Origin of the sequence: Massilia sp. (assembly GCF_046293535.1) — a bacterium.
Lineage (GTDB): Bacteria > Pseudomonadota > Gammaproteobacteria > Burkholderiales > Burkholderiaceae_D > Telluria.
Genome location: NZ_JBKBOV010000043.1, coordinates 1 through 22,184 on the forward strand (window position 1 = coordinate 1; position 22,184 = coordinate 22,184).

Annotated in this window: 22 protein-coding genes and 3 tRNA genes; 14 read left to right on the top strand and 11 right to left on the bottom strand. The window is 67.6% G+C overall.

The genetic code is table 11. The features are described from left to right. The 8 genes from ACK4S9_RS18860 to ACK4S9_RS18895 form a co-directional block, all read right to left on the bottom strand. Positions 1-118 (bottom strand): GTP-binding protein (locus tag ACK4S9_RS18860; protein ID WP_016448483.1); only part of this gene is annotated, 118 nt, incomplete at its 3' end. Between the two features lie 86 nt (positions 119-204). Beyond that, positions 205-279, bottom strand: a tRNA-Thr gene (locus tag ACK4S9_RS18865). A 31-nt stretch (positions 280-310) separates the two neighbouring features. Beyond that, a tRNA-Gly gene (locus ACK4S9_RS18870) sits at positions 311-384 on the bottom strand. 36 nt (positions 385-420) lie between these two features. Continuing rightward, positions 421-505: transfer RNA gene (locus ACK4S9_RS18875), tRNA-Tyr, on the bottom strand. Between the two features lie 393 nt (positions 506-898). Then, positions 899-2,440 (bottom strand): HDOD domain-containing protein, encoded by a 1,542-nt coding sequence (locus tag ACK4S9_RS18880; RefSeq protein ID WP_409728826.1) that lies wholly within the window; start codon positions 2,438-2,440, stop codon positions 899-901. Between the two features lie 15 nt (positions 2,441-2,455). Next, positions 2,456-4,138, bottom strand: a complete 1,683-nt coding sequence (locus ACK4S9_RS18885; RefSeq protein ID WP_409728828.1) for a response regulator — start codon at positions 4,136-4,138, stop codon at positions 2,456-2,458. A gap of 225 nt (positions 4,139-4,363) precedes the next feature. Further along, positions 4,364-5,365, bottom strand: a complete 1,002-nt coding sequence (locus ACK4S9_RS18890) for a DnaJ domain-containing protein (RefSeq protein ID WP_409728830.1) — start codon at positions 5,363-5,365, stop codon at positions 4,364-4,366. 110 nt (positions 5,366-5,475) lie between these two features. After that, complete coding sequence (locus ACK4S9_RS18895) at positions 5,476-6,624, bottom strand: class I SAM-dependent methyltransferase (RefSeq protein WP_409728832.1); 1,149 nt, start codon at positions 6,622-6,624, stop codon at positions 5,476-5,478. Positions 6,625-6,685: 61 nt separating this feature from the next. Between ACK4S9_RS18895 and ACK4S9_RS18900 the strand changes: the two genes are divergently transcribed. The 6 genes from ACK4S9_RS18900 to ACK4S9_RS18925 all read left to right on the top strand — a co-directional run bounded on the left by ACK4S9_RS18900 (position 6,686) and on the right by ACK4S9_RS18925 (position 11,688). Further along, on the top strand, positions 6,686-7,477 hold the full coding sequence (locus ACK4S9_RS18900; RefSeq protein ID WP_409728834.1) for an SDR family oxidoreductase: 792 nt from the start codon (positions 6,686-6,688) through the stop codon (positions 7,475-7,477). Positions 7,478-7,489: 12 nt separating this feature from the next. Continuing rightward, positions 7,490-7,888, top strand: coding sequence for a dihydroneopterin aldolase (locus ACK4S9_RS18905; protein ID WP_409728836.1), 399 nt, complete (start codon positions 7,490-7,492; stop codon positions 7,886-7,888). Beyond that, entirely contained in the window at positions 7,885-8,805 is a 921-nt protein-coding gene (gene ttcA, locus ACK4S9_RS18910) for a tRNA 2-thiocytidine(32) synthetase TtcA (RefSeq protein ID WP_409728838.1), read from the top strand. The genes ACK4S9_RS18905 and ttcA overlap by 4 nt, the downstream gene beginning before the upstream one ends. Positions 8,806-8,879: 74 nt before the next feature. Further along, positions 8,880-9,389: a SixA phosphatase family protein gene (locus ACK4S9_RS18915; RefSeq protein ID WP_409728839.1), complete on the top strand. Its 510-nt coding sequence runs from the start codon at positions 8,880-8,882 to the stop codon at positions 9,387-9,389. A 125-nt stretch (positions 9,390-9,514) separates the two neighbouring features. After that, positions 9,515-10,720 (top strand): helix-turn-helix transcriptional regulator, encoded by a 1,206-nt coding sequence (locus tag ACK4S9_RS18920; RefSeq protein ID WP_409728841.1) that lies wholly within the window; start codon positions 9,515-9,517, stop codon positions 10,718-10,720. Between the two features lie 5 nt (positions 10,721-10,725). Beyond that, entirely contained in the window at positions 10,726-11,688 is a 963-nt protein-coding gene (locus tag ACK4S9_RS18925) for a GlcNAc-transferase family protein (RefSeq protein WP_409728843.1), read from the top strand. A gap of 24 nt (positions 11,689-11,712) precedes the next feature. Here the strand turns inward: ACK4S9_RS18925 and ACK4S9_RS18930 are convergent, their stop codons facing one another. Both ACK4S9_RS18930 and ACK4S9_RS18935 read right to left on the bottom strand, forming a co-directional pair. Continuing rightward, entirely contained in the window at positions 11,713-12,588 is an 876-nt protein-coding gene (locus tag ACK4S9_RS18930; protein ID WP_409728845.1) for a glycosyltransferase, read from the bottom strand. Continuing rightward, positions 12,585-13,433, bottom strand: coding sequence for a class I SAM-dependent methyltransferase (locus ACK4S9_RS18935; protein WP_409728847.1), 849 nt, complete (start codon positions 13,431-13,433; stop codon positions 12,585-12,587). The genes ACK4S9_RS18930 and ACK4S9_RS18935 overlap by 4 nt, the downstream gene beginning before the upstream one ends. Positions 13,434-13,565: 132 nt before the next feature. On the opposite strand from ACK4S9_RS18935, the gene ACK4S9_RS18940 reads away from it, so the two are divergent. The 8 genes from ACK4S9_RS18940 to ACK4S9_RS18975 are packed head-to-tail and all read left to right on the top strand — an operon-like array spanning position 13,566 to position 21,035. Next, the gene (locus ACK4S9_RS18940) at positions 13,566-14,396 is read left to right on the top strand and encodes an ABC transporter permease (RefSeq protein ID WP_409728849.1); all 831 of its coding nucleotides are present in this window, start codon (positions 13,566-13,568) and stop codon (positions 14,394-14,396) included. Positions 14,397-14,398: 2 nt separating this feature from the next. Continuing rightward, on the top strand, positions 14,399-15,118 hold the full coding sequence (locus tag ACK4S9_RS18945) for an ABC transporter ATP-binding protein (protein ID WP_409728851.1): 720 nt from the start codon (positions 14,399-14,401) through the stop codon (positions 15,116-15,118). 29 nt (positions 15,119-15,147) lie between these two features. Further along, positions 15,148-15,570 carry a capsular biosynthesis protein gene (locus tag ACK4S9_RS18950; RefSeq protein WP_409728853.1) on the top strand — a complete coding sequence of 141 codons (423 nt, stop codon included), beginning with the start codon at positions 15,148-15,150 and terminating at the stop codon, positions 15,568-15,570. Continuing rightward, a complete protein-coding gene (locus ACK4S9_RS18955; protein WP_409728855.1) occupies positions 15,571-17,322 on the top strand; it encodes a phosphotransferase in 1,752 nt (583 codons plus the stop codon). Further along, positions 17,279-18,022 (top strand): capsular biosynthesis protein, encoded by a 744-nt coding sequence (locus ACK4S9_RS18960; protein WP_409728857.1) that lies wholly within the window; start codon positions 17,279-17,281, stop codon positions 18,020-18,022. Before ACK4S9_RS18955 ends, ACK4S9_RS18960 begins: the two co-directional genes overlap by 44 nt. Continuing rightward, a complete protein-coding gene (locus tag ACK4S9_RS18965) occupies positions 18,019-19,026 on the top strand; it encodes a hypothetical protein (RefSeq protein ID WP_409728859.1) in 1,008 nt (335 codons plus the stop codon). Before ACK4S9_RS18960 ends, ACK4S9_RS18965 begins: the two co-directional genes overlap by 4 nt. Next, on the top strand, positions 19,023-20,051 hold the full coding sequence (locus ACK4S9_RS18970; RefSeq protein WP_409728860.1) for a WavE lipopolysaccharide synthesis family protein: 1,029 nt from the start codon (positions 19,023-19,025) through the stop codon (positions 20,049-20,051). Before ACK4S9_RS18965 ends, ACK4S9_RS18970 begins: the two co-directional genes overlap by 4 nt. Before the next feature lie 6 nt (positions 20,052-20,057). After that, positions 20,058-21,035 carry a glycosyltransferase gene (locus ACK4S9_RS18975; RefSeq protein ID WP_409728862.1) on the top strand — a complete coding sequence of 326 codons (978 nt, stop codon included), beginning with the start codon at positions 20,058-20,060 and terminating at the stop codon, positions 21,033-21,035. Here the strand turns inward: ACK4S9_RS18975 and ACK4S9_RS18980 are convergent. Next, the coding region (locus ACK4S9_RS18980; protein WP_409728864.1) for an O-antigen ligase family protein at positions 21,032-22,184 on the bottom strand (1,153 nt) is incomplete at its 5' end. The two genes, ACK4S9_RS18975 and ACK4S9_RS18980, sit on opposite strands and share 4 nt — an antisense overlap.

Below are 22,184 nucleotides of genomic sequence, written 5' to 3' on the forward strand. Positions count from 1 at the left end.
ACTTCTTCGACAGAACGGTTGCGATTGCAGCCGTCAGGGTGGTTTTGCCGTGGTCAACGTGACCGATGGTGCCGACGTTGACGTGCGGCTTGGTCCGTTCGAATTTTTCCTTTGCCATTTCAGACTCCTAAGATCTAACGATTTTTTTGAGAATTACCAGGCACACCTGACGGACGAGTGCAACGCGACTGCCGTACAAAATTCTGGTGCCCTTGACGTGGATTGAACACGTGGCCTCTCCCTTACCAAGGGAGTGCTCTACCACTGAGCTACAAGGGCTTATTTTTGCGGTTAGAAACACCGCACTAACTGGAGCGGGTGAAGGGAATCGAACCCTCGTCGTAAGCTTGGAAGGCTTCTGCTCTACCATTGAGCTACACCCGCGAGGTACAACCTTTCAATTCCTTCGACTCTTCTTTTTGGTGGTGGGGGCTGGATTCGAACCAGCGTACTCAGAGAGGGCAGATTTACAGTCTGCTGCCTTTAACCACTCGGCCACCCCACCGCGAAGAACCGCAGAGTATGAAGCAAGCTCAACGTACTGTCAACTAAGTTTCAGCAGACTTTGTCCGCTTCGCATAGCAGCGTTGCTTCGGGGCGTGATTGTAACGGGCGGGATGCAAAACCACAAGGGTGATTTTGCGGGAATTGCAGGGATGTCGAAATAAAAGGTTGTTGGGATGCTCTGGGCGGCGATGTTTCCTCGTCCACCACCCTCGACACCGTCGCTCCGGCGAAGGCCGGAGCCCAATTTTGTTTGCGTGTTTAATTAATGGCGCTTCGCGAATGCGCCCGTCACTGCGCAAAGGAATTGGATCCCGGCCTGCGCCGGGATGACGGTCTGGCGTTTCATGGCGAACGGGCAGCAATTTGCTGACAGGTGGAGGTGCAGGCACGGTCAGCCCTGTCCCAGCGCCGCCAGCACCTGCCCCTTGAGCGCCTTGATGAGCGCCGTCTCGTCCGGCGGCACGCCCTCCGGCGCCGTGAGGGTGCGGTCCGCATAGAACAGTCCCAGCTGCACCTTCCCCACCACCAGCGGCAGCAAGATGAAGCTGCGCGCATCCGGCAGCAGCTGGCGGTGCCATTCCGGCAGCAGGTCGCGGATCTTGGGGCTGGAGGCGTCCGAGATCATCAGGTCGGCATCGTTCTCCATCGCCAGGTGGAACAGGTCGCGGCTCGAGCCCACCGGAAAGGCGAAGCCGGCCTGCTTGCGTGCGCTGTCCTCGCCCAGCACCAGGCGCGCCCGGTACTGGCCGCTCCTGGCATCCTTCAGGCACACGGCCGCGAAGCGACAGCCCAGCGCGCCGTACAGGGTTTCGAGCACCGCCAGCACCACGTCGTTGACCTTGCCGCCCGAGGCGCGCATCTGGGTCACGTCCTGCACGCCGGCCAGCAGCAGGTCGCGGGCATTCTTCGGTTTGCCGCTCGGGTGCAGGCCTTCCTGCTCCTGCTCGCCGGCGTCGAGCGTGGCCAGCAGCAGCACGTTCGGCAAACCGCCGCCCTCCTGCGCCTCGCTCCTGGGCGTGGGCTGCATGTTCATGCTCTCGAGCAGGCCGCGCATGCCTTCCTGCACCGCGGACATGAGTGCGTCCATGCGGGCGCGGTCGAGGTCGAGGGCCTCGCCGTAACGGACCAGCAGCGCCAGCGCCTCGTTCGAGCCGGCCGGCTCGTGGGTCTTCGCCAGCAGGCGCGCCACGTCGAGGCCGAAGGCGGCCACCTGGCGCATCCATTCGCCGCGGTTGGCCGCCACCCGCGGCGCGGCCGGCGGCAGCGCGGCCTGGGCGCGCACGATCACGTCCGGAATCTTCCATTCGGTGAGCACCGCCTGCGACAGCGCGTCGTAGCTTGCCCCCAGGATCATGTGCGAGGCCTGCCCCGGCGTGTGCTTGCCGCCCGCGACCAGGGCCGCGATCTCGCGGTAGCGCTCGTGCTCGTGGCTGGCCACCAGCAGGGGCCCCAGGTTCTTGAACAGCGCGCAGATCGCCGCTTCCTCGGCGCCCTGGTAAAAGCTGTGGCGCGCCATCTCGCGGCCCACCAGGCTGGCGCACAGGGCCGCTTCCAGCTCCAGGCGCACGCTGCCGGCGTGCTCGGAACTGTCGAGCGCATCGACCAGCAGCATCGCCAGGGCCGTGGTCTTGACGTTGTCGAAGCCGAGCAGCGAGATGGCGCGCGAAATCGTCGTCACCGGCGTGCCGCCCGGGGTGCGGTACTGGAGCGTATTGGACAAGCGCAGGATGCGCTGGGTGAGCGCCGGGTCCGAGACCACGTAATAGGCCAGGTCGTGGGTGCCCTGGTCGTCGCTCGAGGCCATCTCGACCACGCGGGCGATCGAGGCGCCGAGGGCAAACATTTCTTCGTCGCCGCAGACCTTGTGCATCAGGGCGGCGCGCACGCGCCGGGTTGCGCCTTCCGGCGGCATCGAATCAAACATTGCTGCCATCGCGGCTCATCTTTCCTATGCTGCTTTCCCCGCGGGGGCGGCTGCCGGCGCGCTCTTCTGGGCCGGTTTCACCGGGCGCCCGAGCGCGTTGCGTTCGTATTTCCTGAGTACCTGGTGATGCAGGGCCGACAGGGCGCCCAGCTTCGGGTTGCCCGGGTCGAGCTTGCGCACGTTGCCGATCAGGCCGACGGCCTGCTGGCCGAGCTTGTCTTCCCAGCCCTCGTGCTCGAGGCAGCGCAGGGTCGCCAGCGCGGCGTTGAAGGCCACCGCCGGGTTGTTCGGCAGCTTGGCCGCCGCTTCCAGCATCATGCTCACGGCGCCCTTGTAGTCGCCGCTGCGGGCGCGCGCCGCGCCGTCGGCCACCAGGTCGACCACGTGCTGGCGGCTTTCCTGCGCCAGCGTGCGCGCCAGGTCGGGAAAGCCCGCCCCTTCCAGCACGCCCATCGCGCGCTGCATGGCGGCGTCGCTCGCGGCATTGCGCATGACCTCGCGCACCAGTTCGGCGCCGCCCTCTTCCATGCCGTTTTCGAGGCAGGTGCGCGCCAGCTCCAGCTTCAGGTCGCTGGAGAGCCCCGGCACGTCGGCGCAGGCCGCCAGCGCGGCCGCCAGGGATTCGCCCAGGCGGGCTTCGTTGCCGGTGTATTCGTGCAGCAGGGCCGAGGAGATCGCGCTGCACAGCACGGTGGCGGGACGGCCGCCCATCGAGCGGTCGAGGTCGCGGATGACCGAGGCCGCGGCCACCGGGTCGCCCTTCTTGACGAGCGTGCGCACCAGCTTGACGTGGTCCTCGGGGTCGCGGAATTCGGAATACTTGGCCTTGGCCACCACCTGCTTGAGCGCCTTTTCGGCCGCCGCGGTATCGCCCGCCTCGAAGGCGGTTTCCCCCAGCGTGCGCAGGCGCCGCACGGCATGCGGCGACACCGCCACCGCGTCAAGCAGCACGGCCTGGGACTTGGCCAGGTCGCCCACCGCCGCGTGGGTGCGGGCCAGCCAGTCGTAGGCGTCGACGAAGTTGCGGTTGGAGTCGACCAGCTCCTCCAGCATTCCCTTGGCCTCGTCGAACTGGCGGCGCAAGAACAGGGTCTTGGCCAGGCCCAGCCTGGCCCAGGCGATCGCCTTGACCTCGACGAGCTTGCGGTAGATCGGCTCGGCCTGGTCCGGCTCCCCGAGGAAGACGTGCAGCTCGGCGCGCAGGCGCATGAAGTCGACCGCGTAGCGCGGGTGCAGGCGCTCGCCGTCGATGCAGGACGCGATCGCTTCGCGCTGGTCGCCCGCTTCCATCAGGGTGTAGACCGGCATGAAGGCGCTGCGGCGCTCGAGGGCGCGCGCGATGCGGTCGAGCAGGCGGTCGGCGGTGAAGGGCTTGAGGATGTAGTCGGTCGGCGCCAGCTCGGCGGCGCTGACCACCTTGCTGTGGTTGCCCTCGGCGGTGACCATGAAGAACATGGTCGAGAGCGGCATCAGCTTATGGTGGCGCACGTCCTCGAGCAGCTGCTGGCCGTCCTGGCCGCCTTCGAGATCGTACTCGCACAGGATCATGTCGAAGCTGCGCAGGCCGAGGTGCTTCACCGCCAGGTTGGACGAACTGGCGTGCTCGATGCGCGTCAGGCCACACATGTTGAGCATGCTGTGGATGTTGGCGCGCATGCCCGAGTGGGGCTCGATGATCAGGGCCGTGAGGCCTTCCAGTTCGTTCATGTGTCCGTAAGCCTGCGTTGGGCGTGCGGCAACGCTACATGGGCGTTGCATCAGGCCAGTATATTACGGCTCGGGAACAAATTAGGTAAATTGGGTAAAGACGCAGCGCAACGATGAGTTATTGCGCGAAAAAACGACAAGTAGGCGTAATCTGGTCCAGTGGACCAGATTACGCTACGCCGTCCGCGCGTTCAAATCACGTATGCGATGCAGCGCAAACATCCGTCAGCCGCCCGGGGAAAAGGCCGCCGCCTGGCGCAGCGGCACCCGGCGCCCGTTCAGGCATTCGGTCTTGCCGTCGCCGACGACGATGTTCTGGTAGCGGACTTCGTACTTGCCGGCGCTGAGCTTGTCGATCAGGAAAGTCGCGCGCGCCTGCACGTAGGCGTGGCGCACATTCGAGCGGCGGTCGAGGTCGTAGAGCTTGACGAAGATCGGCGAGGCATTCGCGCTGTTGTCGATCATGAACTGCATCTCGCTGCCGCTGTTGCCCACCGGGTAGCCGGGCAAGTAGCCGGACTCGGCCGGCCACGGGTCGCCGCTGGGGGCGGTCAGGGTCTGCAGGTCGGTGCCGCAGTCGGGCGCCTGCGCCGGCACCACCAACTGGGTCACGGCAAGCGCCTTGATCTCGGGCGGCGGCGCCTTGCCCTCACCGCCGAAACGGCGCGCCCAGCCTTCGGTGCTGGCGTCGGCGCCGAGCTCGTCGGGACGATCACTGGGCAGGCTCGGGGCCGCGCCCGCGCCCGGATCGGGCTTGCCGGCCCAGGCCAGTGCCGGCGGCAGCTTGCCCTGCGGCGGCTCCATCAGGTAGACGGCGGCGGCCGCGCCGGCCAGGAAGCAGCTGGCCAGGCCCAGCCACCAGCGCGGGTCGCGCATCAGGCGCGGACGCGGGCGCGCAGCCGTGTCGGGCGCGCGCGGTTCCCAGGCGTCGGGGCGCGCCTGGCGCCCCGCATGGGCCGGGTTCTCTTCGGCGCCGCTACTTTCCAGCCATTCCACTTCCCACTCCTCCGACGCGATCCATTCGTCGTGCTCCTTGCGGCGCACCGGGTCGGACAGGGTGTTGTAGGCGGTGTTGACGATCGCCATGATGCGGGCGGCTTTTTCGTCGCCCGGGTTCTTGTCGGGATGGTATTTCTGGCTGAGGGCCTTGTATGCCGCACGAATGACTTCCGCCGGCGCGCCGCGCGCGACCTTCAGGTTGTCATAGTGGGTATGGATCTTGGCCATGTTCTTTCAGGTGCGCGGTTCCGTCGGGGCTGCTCGATCGCCTGGTTGCGGACGCTCCGGGTTGTACAGCTTAGCCGGATTTGTATCCGGAGCGCAAGATGTCAAAAATTCTACAGGCGGTGGCTGCGGTCCGCCCGCACGATAGCGTCAGGCAAGTCCACCTCCTGTCCCACCACCAGCACCTTGAACAGCTCGCCCATCTCGGCCGGCGACACCAGCTTCTGCACCGCCTTCGATTGCGGCAGGAAGCGCAGCGCATCGGCCGGGTCGGTTTCCATCAGCAGTTCGCCGATGCCGCAGCCCAGCAGGAAGGAGGCCTGGTTCATGTAGGCCAGCACCGGCAGGCCGGCTTCCTGCGAGGCCAGCGCCATCGCGGTGAAGTCCACGTGGGCGGTGATGTCCTGCAGGCCCGGCAGGTAGAACGGGTCCGGATGCGAATGGTGGCGATAGTGGCACATCAGGGTGCCGCCCATGCGCTGGTCGAGGTAATACTCGTGCGCCGGGAACCCATAGTCGAACAGGAAGGCGGCGCCGCGCCCGCCCTTCATCATGCTTGCCAGCGAGGCCATGAAGCCTTCGGCCACCGGGTGGATTTCGGTGACGTAGCCATCCGGCAGGTGCTCGGCGTCGGGAATCTGGCGCGCAAGGTGGAGCGCCAGCTCCTGCGGCAGCTCCTGCTGCACGAAAGCGAAGGCGCCGTTTTCCACCGTGACCATCTGGCGCTGCCAGCGGCCGTCCTTGCGGATGACCAGTTCGACCGGCATCGCATCGAGCACCTCGTTGGCCAGCACCACGCCGCTGAAGGATGCGGGCATGCCGTCCAGCCAGCGCACCTGCGGCAAGTCCTTGAGGGCGTCCTGCTGGCGCGCGCGCAGTTCGCCCGACAGTTCGATGATGGTGTACGAGGCGACCGTCACGCCCATGGCGTCCAGGGCGGTGAGCACGTCGCGCGCCAGCTTGCCGGTGCCGGCGCCGAATTCGATGATCTCGGGCGCGCTTTGGGCGATAATAGCGGCTGCCGCGCGCGCCAGCGCCGCCCCGAACAGGGGCGAGATCTCGGGCGCGGTCGTGAAATCGCCGCTCGCTCCCAGCTTGGACGCGCCGCCGCTGTAGTACCCGAGCCTGGGCGCATACAGCGCCAGTTCCATGAACCGTGAAAACGCCATCGCTCCGCCGAGCCGTTCGATCTCGGTGGCGATCAGTTGTTGCAGGGATTGGGACGCGGCCAGCGCGTCGGGTGCGGGTAGAGGCAGGGACATGCCGGCATTGTAGCGAAACGGCAAACAAGCAGCATCTTTCAGGTTCAGCACAAGACAATCGATGACGGAAACCGCCCACTCTTCCCCGAAGGTCGCGCTCGTGACCGGCGCCGGCCGGCGCCTGGGTCGTGCGATCGCGCTCGGCTTGGCCACCGCCGGCTGGGATGTCGCCGTGCACTACCGCCATTCCGAGCGCGAGGCGCTGGAGACGGCGCAAGCCATCCGCGGCCTCGGCCGGCGTGCCGCGCTGCTGCAGTGCGACCTGCTCGACGAAGCCGCGGTGCACGCCCTGCCCGGCCGCGTGGCCGCGGAACTGGGCCTGCTGCACTGCGTGGTCAATAATGCATCGTTGTTCGAATACGACAGTGCGACAAGTTTCTCTCCGGCCCTGCTCGCCACCCACATGGGAGCGAACGTGACCGCGCCGCTGCTGCTGGCGCAGGCCCTGCACGCGGCCACGCCGCCGGGAAGCCAGTCGGTCGTGATCAACCTGCTGGACCAGAAACTGTACAATCTCAACCCGGATTTTCTGTCGTACACGCTGTCGAAGGCGGCGCTGCACGCGGCCACCACGATGCTGGCGCAGGCGCTGGCTCCGGCGGTGCGCGTGGTCGGCGTGGCGCCCGGCATCACGATGGTGTCGGGCGAGCAGAGCGAGGAAGGCTTCGCGCAGGCGCACCGCATGACGCCGTTGGGCCGGTCCTCGACCCCGCAGGACATCGCCGACGCGGTGGTGTATGCCGCCGGCGCCCGCGCCCTGACCGGCACCACCCTGCTGGTCGATGGCGGCCAGCACCTGGCGCCATTATCACGAGACGTGATGTTCCTGACTGAAAATAATCATCATTCCTAATAAGGCTTTACCATGTTATCCGCCCTGATCCACCCGAGCTTGCGCAACTGCCGCCGGCTGTTCCTGCGCAACTACGAAGTCATGATCAACATCGGCGTGCACGACTTCGAGAAGCGGGCGGAACAGCGTGTACTGATCAACGTCGACCTGTACATCCCGCTCGAGCAGTCCACCCCGAAGGCCGACCAGCTGTCGGAAGTGGTCGACTACGACTTCATGCGCGAGACCATCGCCAGGCGCATCGCGAAAGGCCACATCCACCTGCAGGAAACCCTGTGCGACGACGTGGTCAAGGCGATGCTGACGCACCCGCGGGTGCGCGCCGCGCGGGTGTCGACCATGAAGCCGGACGTCTACCCGGACTGCGAAGGCGTGGGCGTGGAAGTGTTCCAACTGAAGGAAGAAGCATGAGCGAAGCGGATTTCGATCAACTGAACGCGGACGCCGCCAAAAAAGCGGAGAAGCTCGCGTACGAGAACAACAAGCTGCACAAGCGCCTGTGCCGCCTGGTAGGCCAGGCGATCGGCGACTTCAACATGATCGAGGACGGCGACAAGGTGATGGTCTGCCTGTCGGGCGGCAAGGACAGCTATGCCCTGCTGGACATCCTGATGACCCTGCGCGAGCGTGCGCCGATCCATTTCGACATCGTCGCGGTCAACCTGGACCAGAAGCAGCCGAACTTCCCGGCCGAGGTGCTGCCGGCCTACCTGGACAAATTGGGTGTGCCGTACCACATCGAGAACCAGGACACCTACAGCATCGTCAAGCGCTTGGTCCCGGAAGGCAAGACCACTTGCTCGCTGTGCTCGCGCCTGCGGCGCGGCATCCTGTACCGTGTAGCGGACGAGCTGGGCTGCAACAAGATCGCCCTGGGCCACCACCGCGACGACATCCTCGAGACCTTCTTCCTGAACATGTTCTTCGGCGGGAAGCTGAAGGGCATGCCGGCCAAGCTGGTCTCGGACGACGGCAAGCACATGGTGATCCGCCCGCTCGCCTACGTGAAGGAAGCGGATACGGAGCGCTACGCCGAGGTGAAGGGCTTCCCGATCATCCCGTGCGACCTGTGCGGCTCGCAGGAAAACCTGCAGCGCAAGCAGATCAAGGCGATGCTGCGCGATTGGGAAAAGAAGCATCCGGGGCGGGTGGAGAACGTGTTCTCGTCGCTCTCCACCGTGGTGCCCTCGCACCTGCAGGACCGCAAGCTCTTCGGCTTCGTCGACCTGAAGACCGACGGCGTGCCGAATCCGAACGGCGACATCGCCTTCGACGAGGAGCCGTGCTCGACGCCGGCGGCGAATACGATTTCGCTCACCCAGCTGTAAGAGTCGACAGCGTTAACAGAAAGGCAGGGGCGTGCTACCCTGCCTTTTTTTCGTCCCTATACAAAGAGAATCCCATGAGCCTGTCCGCCCGCCTGTTCCGCTGCCTGTCCTTCAGCCTGGCCATCCTCGCGCCCGGCGCCGCGCTGGCCGAGCCGAGCGCGGTCTACCTGGTGCGCCACGGCGAAAAGGCCAGCGTGGGCCAGGACCCGGAACTGACCCCGCAAGGCCAGGCCCGGGCCCAGGCGATCGCCACCATCCTGTCGCGGACCGGCATCACAGCCGTGTTCAGCACGCCGACCCAGCGCACGCGCCAGACCGCCCAGCCGCTGGCCCAGCGCATCGGCGCCGAGGTGCAGCTGTACGACCCGCGCGCGCCCAAAGCGCTGGTCGAGAAGGTAAAGGCCCTGTCCGGACCGGTGCTGGTGGTCGGCCACTCGAACACCCTGCCGGAACTGGTGCGCCTGTTCGGCGGGGCGCCGGGCGCCGACATCGGCGACGACGAATACGACCGCCTCTACCAGCTCACGCCGGCGGCAGGCGGCGCGGTCAGGACAGTCCTGCTGAGCTCCCCTTCCGCACCGTGAAAGAAGACGCTCCTGTTGTTAATATTGCCATTTTGATATATTGTCGTGGCTAGTTGGCAACCAGTAGTTTCAATGCGTCGTAGCATCAGCTAGGATGCATGCGAACGATTGATTTGGAGTTCATTTTGGATCTGTCCCAGGCGCAGTTTGAGCGCGCCATCAACCTCATCTACGACACGCTGGACGACCGGTCCGCCTGGCGCGGCGTGTTCGAATGCCTGCACGAAGCGGTCGGCGGGCGCGCCGTCCACATGCTCGCTTTCGATGCCGTCCATGGCGCCCTGTCGTACAGCGACGGCGCCGCCATGACGCCGCAGATCGACCTGGAATACATCCAGAAGTACCAGTTCATCGATCCCCGGGTTGCATTGATACGCACGCAGTGGACGGAGGAATGGCTGCATTGCCACGAGCATTTCGACGAGGCGTTCGTTTCCACGAATCCGTTTTACCAGGAGTACCTGCTCCCGCACGGCGCACGCTACCTGAGCCTGTGCAAGCTGGTCGACAACAAGGAAGCGACCGTGATGCTGGCCTTCCTGCGCCGTCCCGGCGAAGGCCCGATGCCGCCCGAGGCCCTGGCCTTCCTCGACCGCCTGCGCCCGCACCTGCAGCGCGCCGCACGCATGGGCCTGGCCCAGTTCGTGTATTCGGCCCAGGCCCTGGTGGGACACGCGCTGGTCGACAAGCTGCGCCAGCCGGTCATGCTCCTGACCACCGGCGGCGAGGTGGTGCTGGCGAACGAGGCGGCGCGCAGCCTGCTCGGCTCGACCAGCCTGGTGCAGGTGGCCGACAAGCGCCTGGTGCTGCCGCAAGCCTATCGCCGCGCCTTCCTCGAGCAGTGCGCGGAGCTCGAGCACCAGGCACGCGCTGCGGACGGCGCCGGTGCGGAGACGGGCAAGGCCTTCCGCGTGCTGCACATGAGCAGCGAAGCCGGCGCCGCGCCGGACGTCCTGTACGGCTTCTTCACTTTGCTGGTGCCGGAACGCACCCTGGGCAGCTTCGGCCTGCGCCCGCTGGTGATGCTGTTCTTCTACCACCCGACCTCGGCCCAGGAGATCGATTCGGACCTGCTCACCGCCGCCTTCGGCCTGTCGCACGCGGAATGCCGCGTGGCCTCGCTACTGGCCGACGGCATGCCGCTCAAGAGCATCGCCGAGGCCCTGGGCGTGCAGTACGACACCGTGCGCAAGCAGCTGATGTCGATCTACCAGAAGACCGCGACCAACCGCCAGCCGGAACTGGTGCGGCTCTTGATGAACCTTCCCGCCTCGGCCGTGCAGCGCGCGCTCAAGGCGGACGGCGGCCCCTTGCAGGGCATCACTGCGTGAGTCCGATGACGCCACCGGCCAGCTCGACGATCTTCGTCAGCATCGCGTCCTACCTCGACCCGATGCTGTTCTTCACCTTGAACGACGCGGTGGCGAAAGCCGCGCGGCCGGAGCTGCTGTCGCTGGGCGTGGTCGACCAGCACGCGCACGACCAGCGAGCGGCGATCGCGGCCCTGCCCTTCGCGCGCCAGGTGCGCTACGTGCACCTGAACCCGCGGGACACCCTGGGCGTGAGCTGGGCGCGCAACACCGCCTTCTCGCTGTACGACGGCGAAGCCTTCCTGCTGCAGGTCGATTCGCACACCCTGTTCGAGCCGGACTGGGATGAGCAGTTGCGCAAGCAGCATGCCAGGCTGGGCGAACGCTCGGCCAAGCCGATCATCAGCACCTATCCCTACCGCTTCGACATGGTCGACGGCCAGCCCCGCTACACGCCAGGGGAAGGCCGCACCGCGCTGGTGCTGCGTCCGCATCCGGAGAAGAACCTGACACCTGGCGACGCCGTGCTGCGCTTCATGGCGCGCCACCTGTTCACCAGCGAACCGGTGCTGGGTTGCCACGTGTCGGCCGGCTTCCTGTTCGCAGCCGGCAATTTTGTGGAAGAAGTTCCCTACGACCCTTACCTGTACTTTCATGGCGAGGAGCAGAGCCTGGCGGTACGCGCCTTCACGCGTGGCTGGGACATCTTCCACCCGCTCACCACCCCGGTCTACCACCTGTACAAGAACGAGGGCACGCCCTACGAGACCCACCACTGGCATGGCGAACTCGACGCGCGGCGCGCCTTCGGCTCGGGCTACCTCACCGAGCGCGCCAAGCTGCGCTTGAACCGCCTGCTGATGGGCGACGGCCTGCCCGGCGCCTATGGACTCGGCACGGTGCGCAGCATGGCCCAATATGCCGAGCTGAGCGGCATCGACTACGCCAGGCAGACCATCAGCGATCCTTTCGGCGGACAGCTCTGCTAAGAACCTGTCCCGGTACGCGGGTACTCAGGGCGCCACGTCCCCGGCGGCATCGATTCCGACGCCTGTTTTCGCAAGCGAGATGCTGCCCAGCGCGCGGGCATTGACACGCTCGCGCTCCTCGTCGAACCACCAGCCCCACTTGTTGAAGTAGCGCACCGCGGACGCGCTGTGATGGCACAGCAGCCGCCAGTCGTGGTAGGAGCCGCGGCCATACTCGTGCACCACCGTCACGTGCGGATAGAACACCGTGCGGCCGACACGGGCCAGCCGCCGCGACAGGTCGACGTCCTCGAAATACAGGAAGAAGCGTTCGTCGAACAGCCCTGCCTTGGCCAGCGCATCGGTGCGGATCAGCATGAAACAGCCGGACAGGACCGGCACGTCCATGATGCGGTCGTAGCCGCTCGCATGCATTTCGTAATCGTACTGGTGTCCCGAGCGCCGGTGCAGCCAGGGCAGGAAACGGCGTGTCGCCAGGCCGATCGGCGCGGGCAGGAGCTTGCACAGCGGCTGCAGGCGGCCGTCGGGAAAGCAGATGCGCGGGGCCAGCATGGCCACGTCGGGCTGGCTTTCCATATAGGCCAGTAGACGGAGAAAGGTATCGTCGGAAAAATGTATGTCGGGGTTGAGCACGAAATGGTAGCGGCTGCCGGCTTCCATCGCGGCGCGCATGGCCCGGTTGTGGGCACGGCCGAAACCAGGATTGTCGGGCTGGTGCCAGTACAGGGCCTGGTAGCGCGGCGCCAGGCTGCGCAGGCTGTCGTCCGGGGAGTTTTCGATGAGATAGGTCAACAGCCGTGGCCAGCTGCCGCTCACCCCGCGCAGCAGGTTCTCGATCTGTTCCGGGGGAGTGGCGTAGGCCACCACCGAACAGCTGGCCAGGACCGGCGCCCGCGTCATTTTTTCGGCCCGCGCAGGTGGAAAAAGGCCATGTGCGTAAACCAGGCGTCGTCCCAGCCATGGCAGTTGGGATGGACCTCGGGCAGGATGCGCTCGCGGCCGCCGCCGCGAGCGTCCGGCCGCCCGAGCGAGATGTCGTGGAACCAGACGTCGGCCTGACGGAACCAGCGGCCGAAGTCCTCCAGCACGCGCGGGATGTCGTCGGTGCCGAAGGCGACGTCGCAGGCGCTGTTGGTGCCGGCCGCGTCCCAGCGGTTCTCGGTCCAGCGCGCGTGCAGCCGGTCGACGTGGTGGATGTCGACCAGGAAGGCTTCGTTGGTGGGCGGCGGTGCGGTGCGGCAGTAGGGGTAGTAGCGCGAGAAGAAGAATTGCAGCGTGGCGCAGCCGTCGGGACGCAGGATGCGGACGATGTCGTCGAGGATGCGGGCGCGCGTGTCGTACACGCAGATGTGCTGCATCGAAATGGCGCAGTAGGCGAAATCGTAGGCGTCGGACGGGGCCTCGCCGCAGTCGGTGCCGCCGCTCAGGAAGATCTCGGCATTCGGGGTGCGGGCGCGCGCCGCCCGCACCATCTTTTTGGAGATGTCGGCGCCGTCGACCTGGCGCAGCAGGCGCGACATGCGCCGGATCATGCGGCCCTCGCCGCAGCCGATCTCGAAGCCGCGTGCCGATTGCGGGTCGGCCAGCACGGGCTTGCGGATGTCGCCATACAGGTGCAGCAGGTGCGTCTCGTACGGAAAGTTCTCGTGGTAATCGTAATTGCCGACGATCTCTTCGACGTCGGCGGCCGAGTCGTCATAGAAAGTCTTTTGCATGCGCGCATACTGCTTTAGGAAATTGTCCATCGACGTCTCCGGAACCGGCCCGCGGCCACATGAAGATTCAGACGGCATGACCGGAGCGGCAGTTGCATCGGTATCGCGCCCGATTGCGCAAGATCAGGCGCGCGGGGATACGGAAGGCCAGAATCGCCCATCATGTCAACCACCGCCACGACCACCATGAACGGCAGCGTGCGCAAGGTCCTGGGCGGCCCGGCCCTCACCGACCTGCGCCATGCCTGGGGGCTGCTGCACGTGATCGCCTTCATCGCGGCCAGCGACCTGCGCGCGCGCTACCGGCGCAGCGTGCTCGGCCCGTTCTGGATGACGCTCGGCACCGCGGCCGGCACGCTCGGCCTCGGCCTGGTCTGGAGCGAGCTGCTACGCATGGAGCGCGCCAGTTTCGTGCCTTCGCTCACCTGCGGCCTGATTCTGTGGCAACTGCTCAGCGGCTGCATCCTGGAGTCCACCACCACCTACTGGCGGCAGGCCGCGCTCATCCGCAACGTCAGCATGCCGCTGTCGATGCCGCCCATCCAGATGGTGCTCAAGCACCTGATCAACTTCGCGCACAACCTCCCGGTGCTGGTCGCGGTCGTGCTGATGTTCGACGTGCCCGTCACGCGCCATACCCTGCTGGCCCTGCCCTGCCTGCTGCTGGTGGCGGCCAACCTGCTGTGGCTGGCGTTGCTGCTCAGCATGCTCGGCGCGCGCTTCCGCGACCTCGAATACGTGCTCGGCGCCGCCATGCCGCTGCTGATGTTCCTCAGCCCGGTGTTCTACCGGCCCGACTACCTGCCGTTCAGCGCCGAATTCATCTGGTTCAATCCTTTCAGCCACTTGATCGAGCTGATGCGTTATCCGCTGCTGGGCACGGCGCCGCCCGGCTTCGTGGTGCTGACCAATGCCCTGCTGTGCCTGGGCGGCTGGATCCTCACCCTGTGGCTGTTCAACGCCAAGCGCAACCGCATCGCCTACTGGCTCTGATCATGGCGCGCCTCGAATTCGACCGCGTGACGGTCCAGTATCCGGTCTATGACGTACGCGCCAAGTCCCTGCGCCGGCACCTGATGCGGGTCTCGACGGGCGGGCGCATCGAGTCCGAGGGAAGCGGCATCCAGCTCGTCACCGCGCTGCGCGACGCCAGTTTCAGGCTGCGCGACGGCGACAGCGTCGGGCTGCTGGGACACAACGGCGCCGGCAAGAGCACCCTGCTGCGCACCATGGCCGGGGTGTACTGCCCCTCGGCCGGCAGCGTGCTGCGCGAAGGCCGGGTGGCCACCGTGTTCGAGCTCGGGGCCGGCATGGAAAGCGAACTGAGCGGTTACGAGAACATCCGGCGCATGGCGATGCTGCTCGGGATCGGCAAGCGCGAGATCGCCGCGCGCCTGCCGGACATCGAGGAATTCACCCAGCTCGGCCCCTTCCTGCACCTGCCGGTACGCACCTATTCCGCGGGCATGGCCACGCGCCTCATGTTCGCGGTGGCCACCTCGACCAGTCCGGACATCCTGCTGGTCGACGAGATCTTCGGCGCCGGCGACGCCGAGTTCCAGCTGAAGGCCGCCAACCGCATGAAAGCGCTGATCTCCTCGGTGCGCATCTTCGTGTTCGCCTCGCACGACATCGCGGCCCTCAAGCGCCACTGCCGCCGCTTCTTCCGGCTCGAACACGGGCTCTTGTGCGAAGTCGACGCCAACCTCCTGTAAGCACCGTGAGCACCCTGCGCACGATAGACATGGATCATGGATCCGCTTCCGGCGCCGCCTATTCTGGTCGCATGAAACGCCTGATCATCGACCTCGACGACACCATCGCCTACTGCGCAGAAGGGGGCTATGCGCACGCGCTTCCCAACCTGGCCCTGATCGCCCGCCTGCGCGACTACCAGCGCGACGGTTTCGACATCGTGATCAGCACCAGCCGCAACGTGCGCACCTACAGCGGCAACATCGGCAAGATCAACCTGCATACCCTGCCCCTGATCGTCGAATGGCTGTCCCGGCACGGCGTGCCCTGCGACGAGCTCCACGTCGGCAAGCCATGGTGCGGCACGCAAGGCTTCTATGTCGACGACAAGGCCGTGCGGCCGTCGGAATTCCTGCGCTATTCCCTGGCCGACATCTCGGCCCTGCTGGCGGACGAACGGCGCGAGGCATAAATGCTGCTCATCACTTCCGGCGCCTACGTCGACAGCGAGCTGTACGCCGAGTTCGGCCGCATTCCGCCCGCCTTTCTCCCGGTGGGCAACCGGCGGCTGTTCACCTACCAGGCCCGGCGCCATGGCGCCCGCCATGCGCAGGTGGTCATGACGGTGCCGGGCGACTTCGCACTCGACGAGGCCGATGCCGCCTGCCTGGAAGCCTGCGGCATCACGCTGTACCGTACCGAAACCGGCGCGGCGCTGGGCTGGGCGGTGCACGACTTCCTGTCCAGGCACGGCCTCACCGGGCCGATCGAGATCCTCTACGGCGACACCCTGATCGACGACCCGCCGCGCACCGGCAGCGACTGGCTGGCCGTGGGCCAGACCGACGAATACTACGACTGGTACCACGAAGTTCCCCGGCACGGCCAGCCGGGCGGCATCTGGACCGGCATGTTCGCGTTCTCCGATACCGCGCGGCTGCGCGAACTGCTGGCCGAGGGCGGGGATTTCATCGCCTCGGTGGTCGCCTACGAGCGCCAGGTCGGCCTGGCGCACTGGCCGGTCGCGCGCTGGCTCGATTTCGGCCACGTGCACACCTATTTCGATTCCAAGCGCACCGTCACCACCCAGCGCCACTTCAACCAGCTGCGCGTGTCCGACGGCGTGGTCACCAAGACCGGGGAAGACAGCGGCAAGATCGCGGCCGAGGCCGAATGGTTCGAACGGGCGCCGCGCGCGGTCAAGCCCTTCCTGGCCCCCTACATCGGACGCACCGACGACGGCTGCGGCTGCGGCTACCAGCTCGAATACCTGCACCTGGCCACCCTGAACGAACTCTACGTCTTCGGGCGCCTGCCCGAGCGGGTCTGGGCCCGGATCTTCCGTGCCGCCGATGCCTTCCTGCGCACCGCGCATGCGGTCCCGCTGGAGCAGCCGCCCCCGCTCGACGCCATCCGCCAGGCCTACCGCGACAAGACCCTGTCGCGGCTCGAGACCTACGCCGCGGCCTCCGGGTGCGACCTCGACGCCGGCTGGTCGCTCAACGGCGTACGCACGCCTTCGCTACGCAACATCGCCGAACAGGCCAGCGCAGCGGTCGAAGCCGGCAGTCCCGAACCGAGCTTCCTGCACGGCGACTTCTGCTTCAGCAATATCCTGTTCGACTTCCGTGCCGGCCGCGTCAAGACCATCGACCCGCGCGGGACCGATGCCAACGGCCGCCCGTCCCGCTTCGGCGACCTGCGCTACGACATCGGCAAGCTTGCCCATTCGGTGCTGGGGCTGTACGACCACATCGTGGCCGGCCACTTCGTGCTGGAAGAAGAGGACGGGCCTGGCCAGCGAGCGGGCATGCAGATGAGCAGTGCGGGAAGCGCGCAGTTCAGCGAGCAGCGCAACATGCAGCTGAGCGGAGGGCTGGAGATATCGCCGGCCACGCAACCGGAGGCGCAGCAGGCCGGCCTGCGCCGCACCGGCACGTCCGCCGGACGCCTGCCTCCCGGCCACGCGCTGCGCTTTCGTGTCCTGGCCCAACGCACCGGGCCGCTGCGCGAGCTGTTCCTGGCCACGCCCTTCGCCGGCCGCCTGCCCACCGCATGGGACTGCTATCCCGTCATGGTGCTGCTGTTCCTGTCGATGCTGCCGCTGCACGCCGACGCCCCGCTACGCCAACGCGCCCTGCTGGCCAATGCCATCCGCGTTTACCTCGAATGGAGAGCGCATGATCGTGATCCCGATGGCGGGAATGAGCCGCCGCTTCTTTGACGCCGGCTATTCCCGGCCCAAGTACGAACTGCCGCTCGACGGGCAGACCCTGTTCGCCTGTTGCCTGCGCTCGTTCGAACACTATTTCGGCAGCGAGCGCTTCGTGTTCGTCCACCGCCACGCTTTCGGCGCCGACGACTTCATCGCACGCGAATGCGACAGGCTGGGCCTGGACAACTACCTTGCGGTCGATCTCGGCGAGAGCACGCGCGGCCAGGCCGAAACCGTGCTGCGCGGCCTGGACGCCGCCAGCGCCGGCGGCAGCGAGGCCCTGCTCATCTTTAACATCGATACCATCCGTCCGCATTACCGCTTCCCCGAGGCCATGGGGCCAAGCGACGGCTACCTGGAGGTGTTCGCCGGCGAGGGGTCGCACTGGTCCTTCGTGCGTCCCGCCACCTCGCTCTGCCCCTTGGTTGCCGAAACCACGGAAAAGCGCCGCGTATCCCCGCTGTGCAGCACCGGCCTGTACTACTTCGCGCGCGCCGCCGATTTCGGCGCGGGCTGCGAGCATGCCCTCGGCGACGGCGGCCGCTACCTGCGCCAATGGGGCGAACTCTACGTCGCGCCCCTGTACAACCACCTGATCTCGTCCGGCAAGCGCATCCTGTACCACCAGATCGATGCGCACGAGGTGCACTTCGCCGGCACGCCGCAGGAGTACAGCGACTTGCGCGACAACGCACGGAGCCTGTTTTGATCTACATATCGCTCCCCGTGCACACGCAGGCGCGGGTAGTGGCGAGCCAGGCCAGGAACGTCGCCGCCTTCTTTCCCGAAGCGCGCGTCGTGCTGCACGTGTCGGCCAACGCCCGCTTCAGCCTGCCCGAGCTGGAAACGGCGCTGCAAGCCTGCGCTTGCCGCAACGTCGTGCTCAATCCCGCACGCCATGCCACGCGCTGGGGCGGCATCCTGCAGGCCCACCTGGCCAATATCGCCTGGATCCGCCGTGCCGGCGACGCCAGCCGCATCTGCCTGCATGCCTCGAACGACATGCTGGTACGCCCGGGACTGGCCGCTTGGCTGGGTCGTGGCGGCAATTTCCTGCATACGCGGCCGATCCGCGCCGGCAGCCGCTGGCGTTTCGCCGCACCGGCGCTGGCCGACCAGCCGCTCGCAAGCCTGTGCCGCAGGCTCGGCAGCACAAGCCTGGTGGGTTCCCAGGTCGAAGGCGCCAGCTTCGAGGCGGCACTGCTGTTCGAGGTGGCTGCCCTGCTCGAGCGCCACCTCGACGCCGCGGCCGCCTATCCGCGCGAGGAGGTCTGGCTGGCCACCGCGGCCCATGCCCTGGGCGCCCCCATCGGGGGGCGTCCCTATGTGCTGTCCGAGGTGCACCGCTTCGACCGGGCATTCTGGCGCGTGTTGCGCTATGCCGATCCGTTGATCGGCCGTCCGGGCGATCCCCTCCACTTCCCGCGCCGCCTGATCGAGTACCTGATGATCCGCAGCGGCTTCCACCGGATACGGCGGCGCCTGGTCGACCGCATCGCCGCCGACGATGCGGCCTGGCTGGCGCGTTACGAATCGATGTCGGACGGGAACAACACCTGGCGCGTGTTCGACCCCCATGGCCTGTTCGGGGTCAAGCGGGTAGCGCGCCGGCTGGACCATCCGCTGCGCCGCTACATCGACGCACTGGCTCCCGCCCCGGCGCCCGAACCGCGCCCGGAGCACGCGTCCCACAACCCGCCTGTCGCTCCATGAAGACTTCCGACATCACCCTGGTGTTCCAGGGCGCATTCAAGCCCTACGTCACGCGCGAGCGCGACGACTTCGTGCGCAATATCCGCATGACGCGCCAGGTACTGCCGGGAGCGCGCATCGTCCTGTCCACCTGGGAAGGCACGGACGTGCCGCGCAAGCTGGGCGTCGATGCCGTGGTGTTCAGCCCGGATCCCGGCCCGCTGGCGCCGCTCAAGCTCGACGACGACAAGGCCAACAACGCCAACCGGCAACTGGCCAGCACACGCGCCGGCCTGGCGGCCGTGCATACGCCCTACGCCGTCAAGCTGCGCACCGACTGCTTCCTGGAACATGCGGGTTTCCTCGATTTCGCCGTCGAGCAGCGCCGGCGCGATGGTGGGCGCGAACGGCTGCTGGCCTGCTCCTTCTTCACCCTCGACCCCGCCATGTTCGAGCGCCTGCCCTACCACCTGAGCGACTGGTTCCATTTCGGCCCGACCGGATTGCTGCAGGATTACTGGTCGGCCGCGCCGATGGATGCGCTCGACGCGCGCCATTACGAACAGCGCGCGCATCCGCCCGGCTCGTCGATCTTCGAACGCCGCTTCCGTGCCCGCTTCGCCGTCGAGCAGCACCTGTGCATCCAGTTCGCCGGAGCCCGCGGCTATGCCTGTCCGCGCGTGCTGAACGACAGCTCCGAAGCGGTGCTGCGCGACCACGCGCGCTTCATGGCCTCCGAGGTGATGCTGCTCGACCCCTGGCAGATCGGCCTGGTCTTCCCCAAGTATGCCTGGGTGGGCGGATCGCGCTTCCAGTGCATGAACAACCTGATGCACCTGGACTGGGTCGCCCTGCAGGGGCCGGAACTGGCCGGCTTCCAGGACGCCGCCGGCCTGCGCCGCCTGATCCGCGAGCGGGCGCGCAGCAAGCGCCTGAACGCCCTCGCCTTCCGCCACAGCCGCCTGCTGCATGCGCTGCTGTTCGATCCGCAACGCAGCAGCGAACCGGTGCGCCGCATGGTGAGCCGGCTCGCACGACGGCTGTAGCCGACCATGCGCATCGTCACCGTCGTCGTCACCCGCGACCGCCCGCAACTGCTGCAGCAGGTGCTGGCGGCGCTGCAGTCGCAGCAGCGGCCACCCGACCATGTGGTCGTGGTCGACAACGGCAGCGGGCCGGAAACCGGCGCCGTGCTGGCGCGCTGCCCCGGCCTGGAAGTGCTGCGCCCTGGCGGCAACCTGGGCGGCGCGGGCGGCTTCGCCCTGGGCATGCGCCACGCCCTTGCCGGCGGCTGCGACTGGATCTGGCTGCTGGACGACGACGCGGTGCCGCGCCCCGATACGCTGGAACGGCTGACCGAGGCGCTGGCACAGGCAGGCAGCGTGGCGGCGCCCGGCGCCGTGGCGCCGGCTGTCTTCGAGTTCGGCGCCGTGGCGCTGGCCCACCGGCGCCGTTACGCGCTCTTGAGCGGCATCGAGCGCGCGGTCGCCCCCGCCGACTACTGCCGCGCGGCGGTCGCGGTCGATACCGCCTCCTTCGTCGGCCTGCTGGTATCGGCGCGCGCCGCCGCGGCCTGCGGCCTGCCCGACGCCGCCCTGTTCCTGTCCTACGACGACACCGAGTACTGCCTGCGCCTGGGGCGCGCCGGCTGGCCTCTGTGGCTGGCGCCGGGCAGCGTCGTCGACCACCTGCGCGCGCCCGCCGGCAGGATGCGTGCCGGACCGATCAGCGCCCGCCATTACTACAACCTGCGCAACCGGATCGTGGTGGCGCGCCGGCATGCGCGGCTGCCGCTACTCGCGGGAAGCGTCGCGACCCTGACCGGTCTGGGACTGTGGCTGGGCTGCCGTGGACGCTTCCGGAAAGGCGCCTGGCGCATCGTCAGGCGGGCGCTGGCCGACGGCTGGGCCGGCCGGCTGGGTCCTTGCCCCGCCTTCCTCGAAGGACGTCCGGCCGAAGCTGCGCCACTCCCCGGGGCAAGCCGCCAGGGGCTGGCAAAGGATGACTGGCGCCGCCACGAGGGCCGCTAGGGACCGGCCAGGTTGCGCGGCGCGCCTGCGGCCCGCAGGCAGCAAGCCATGAAGGCGAACACCAGCAGGGCATACAGCAGGCTCGCCTTCATCGACCAGAACATCACTTCGCTCAGCCCGGCCATGGCATAGCTCACCACCACCAGCAGGCCGGCCAGGGCCGGCGCCGCCTGCTCCCCAATGGCGGCACGGCGCAGGCGCCGCCAGAACCAGCACAGCGGCGCCAGCATGATCGCCAGCCAGCAAGCCAGGCCGGGCACACCCCGGGTCACCAGGGCCTGCAGGGCGTCGTTATGCAGGTGCGGCGGCTCCGGCGGCGCGAATACGGCCGGACTGAGCCTGCCTTCGGCGATCCAGGCCCGCATCTGCGCCTTGTAGGCCGCGGTGTCGATGCCGGCCAGCGGGTGCTCGCCTGCCAGCATGCCTGCCGCTTTCCACAACTCGAGGCGCACGCTCAGCGAGGTCGGCAACGGGTTGCCGTCCAGGTACAGGCGCAGGTCGCTCAAGCCGACCTCGACCCGGGCCCGGACCCCGGTGGCCGGCACCGCGTAGGCCAGCACGACCAGCGCGGCGATGGCCAGCGCGAGGCTGCCCGGCAAGGCGCGCGGGATGTGGCGGCGCTGGGTCCACAGCAGCAGGAAGGCCGGCGGCAGCGCCAGCCAGCCGCCGCGGCTGCCGGACAGCAGCGAGGCGGCGGCCCCGGCCAGCGCGGCCGCCGCCGGCCACCACCAGTGCCGGCGCACGCGCGGGTCCAGCAGCGCGGCCAGCGCCACCAGCACCAGCACCAGCGCCAGGTTGCCGAATACGATCGGGTTCAGGAAGCCGCCGGCGCGCTCGAAGCCGGCGCCCCAGCGTTCCCAGGCCGCCAGGGCGGCCGCGGCCAGCGTACCGGCGCAGGCACCAATCCACCACGGCCGCGCGTCCAGCGCCGCCGCCCGCCACACCGGCACGACGGCCAGGGCGAGCAGCATCCGCAAGGGTGCTTCGACCGTGTTCCAGCCGGTGCCGCGCGCCAGGTGCAAGAACAAGGCATAGGCGGCGTAGGCGGCAAACGCCAGTGCGACGGGCTGCAGGTCCCGCCAGTGGCGCGCCAGCACCTCGCGGCTGGCGCGCCACAGCCCGAGCGCAATGCCAAGGAACAGGAAAGCG

Bases quoted from the DNA above. Each gene is read 5' to 3' on its own strand.
- ACK4S9_RS18880 (WP_409728826.1), bottom strand. From the start codon at position 2,440: ATGGCAGCAATGTTTGATTCGATGCCGCCGGAAGGCGCAACCCGGCGC.
- ACK4S9_RS18885 (WP_409728828.1), bottom strand. From the start codon at position 4,138: ATGAACGAACTGGAAGGCCTCACGGCCCTGATCATCGAGCCCCACTCG.
- ACK4S9_RS18890 (WP_409728830.1), bottom strand. From the start codon at position 5,365: ATGGCCAAGATCCATACCCACTATGACAACCTGAAGGTCGCGCGCGGC.
- ACK4S9_RS18895 (WP_409728832.1), bottom strand. From the start codon at position 6,624: ATGTCCCTGCCTCTACCCGCACCCGACGCGCTGGCCGCGTCCCAATCC.
- ACK4S9_RS18900 (WP_409728834.1), top strand. From the start codon at position 6,686: ATGACGGAAACCGCCCACTCTTCCCCGAAGGTCGCGCTCGTGACCGGC.
- ACK4S9_RS18905 (WP_409728836.1), top strand. From the start codon at position 7,490: ATGTTATCCGCCCTGATCCACCCGAGCTTGCGCAACTGCCGCCGGCTG.
- ttcA (WP_409728838.1), top strand. From the start codon at position 7,885: ATGAGCGAAGCGGATTTCGATCAACTGAACGCGGACGCCGCCAAAAAA.
- ACK4S9_RS18915 (WP_409728839.1), top strand. From the start codon at position 8,880: ATGAGCCTGTCCGCCCGCCTGTTCCGCTGCCTGTCCTTCAGCCTGGCC.
- ACK4S9_RS18925 (WP_409728843.1), top strand. From the start codon at position 10,726: ATGACGCCACCGGCCAGCTCGACGATCTTCGTCAGCATCGCGTCCTAC.
- ACK4S9_RS18930 (WP_409728845.1), bottom strand. From the start codon at position 12,588: ATGACGCGGGCGCCGGTCCTGGCCAGCTGTTCGGTGGTGGCCTACGCC.
- ACK4S9_RS18935 (WP_409728847.1), bottom strand. From the start codon at position 13,433: ATGGACAATTTCCTAAAGCAGTATGCGCGCATGCAAAAGACTTTCTAT.
- ACK4S9_RS18940 (WP_409728849.1), top strand. From the start codon at position 13,566: ATGTCAACCACCGCCACGACCACCATGAACGGCAGCGTGCGCAAGGTC.
- ACK4S9_RS18945 (WP_409728851.1), top strand. From the start codon at position 14,399: ATGGCGCGCCTCGAATTCGACCGCGTGACGGTCCAGTATCCGGTCTAT.
- ACK4S9_RS18950 (WP_409728853.1), top strand. From the start codon at position 15,148: ATGGATCATGGATCCGCTTCCGGCGCCGCCTATTCTGGTCGCATGAAA.
- ACK4S9_RS18955 (WP_409728855.1), top strand. From the start codon at position 15,571: ATGCTGCTCATCACTTCCGGCGCCTACGTCGACAGCGAGCTGTACGCC.
- ACK4S9_RS18960 (WP_409728857.1), top strand. From the start codon at position 17,279: ATGATCGTGATCCCGATGGCGGGAATGAGCCGCCGCTTCTTTGACGCC.
- ACK4S9_RS18970 (WP_409728860.1), top strand. From the start codon at position 19,023: ATGAAGACTTCCGACATCACCCTGGTGTTCCAGGGCGCATTCAAGCCC.
- ACK4S9_RS18975 (WP_409728862.1), top strand. From the start codon at position 20,058: ATGCGCATCGTCACCGTCGTCGTCACCCGCGACCGCCCGCAACTGCTG.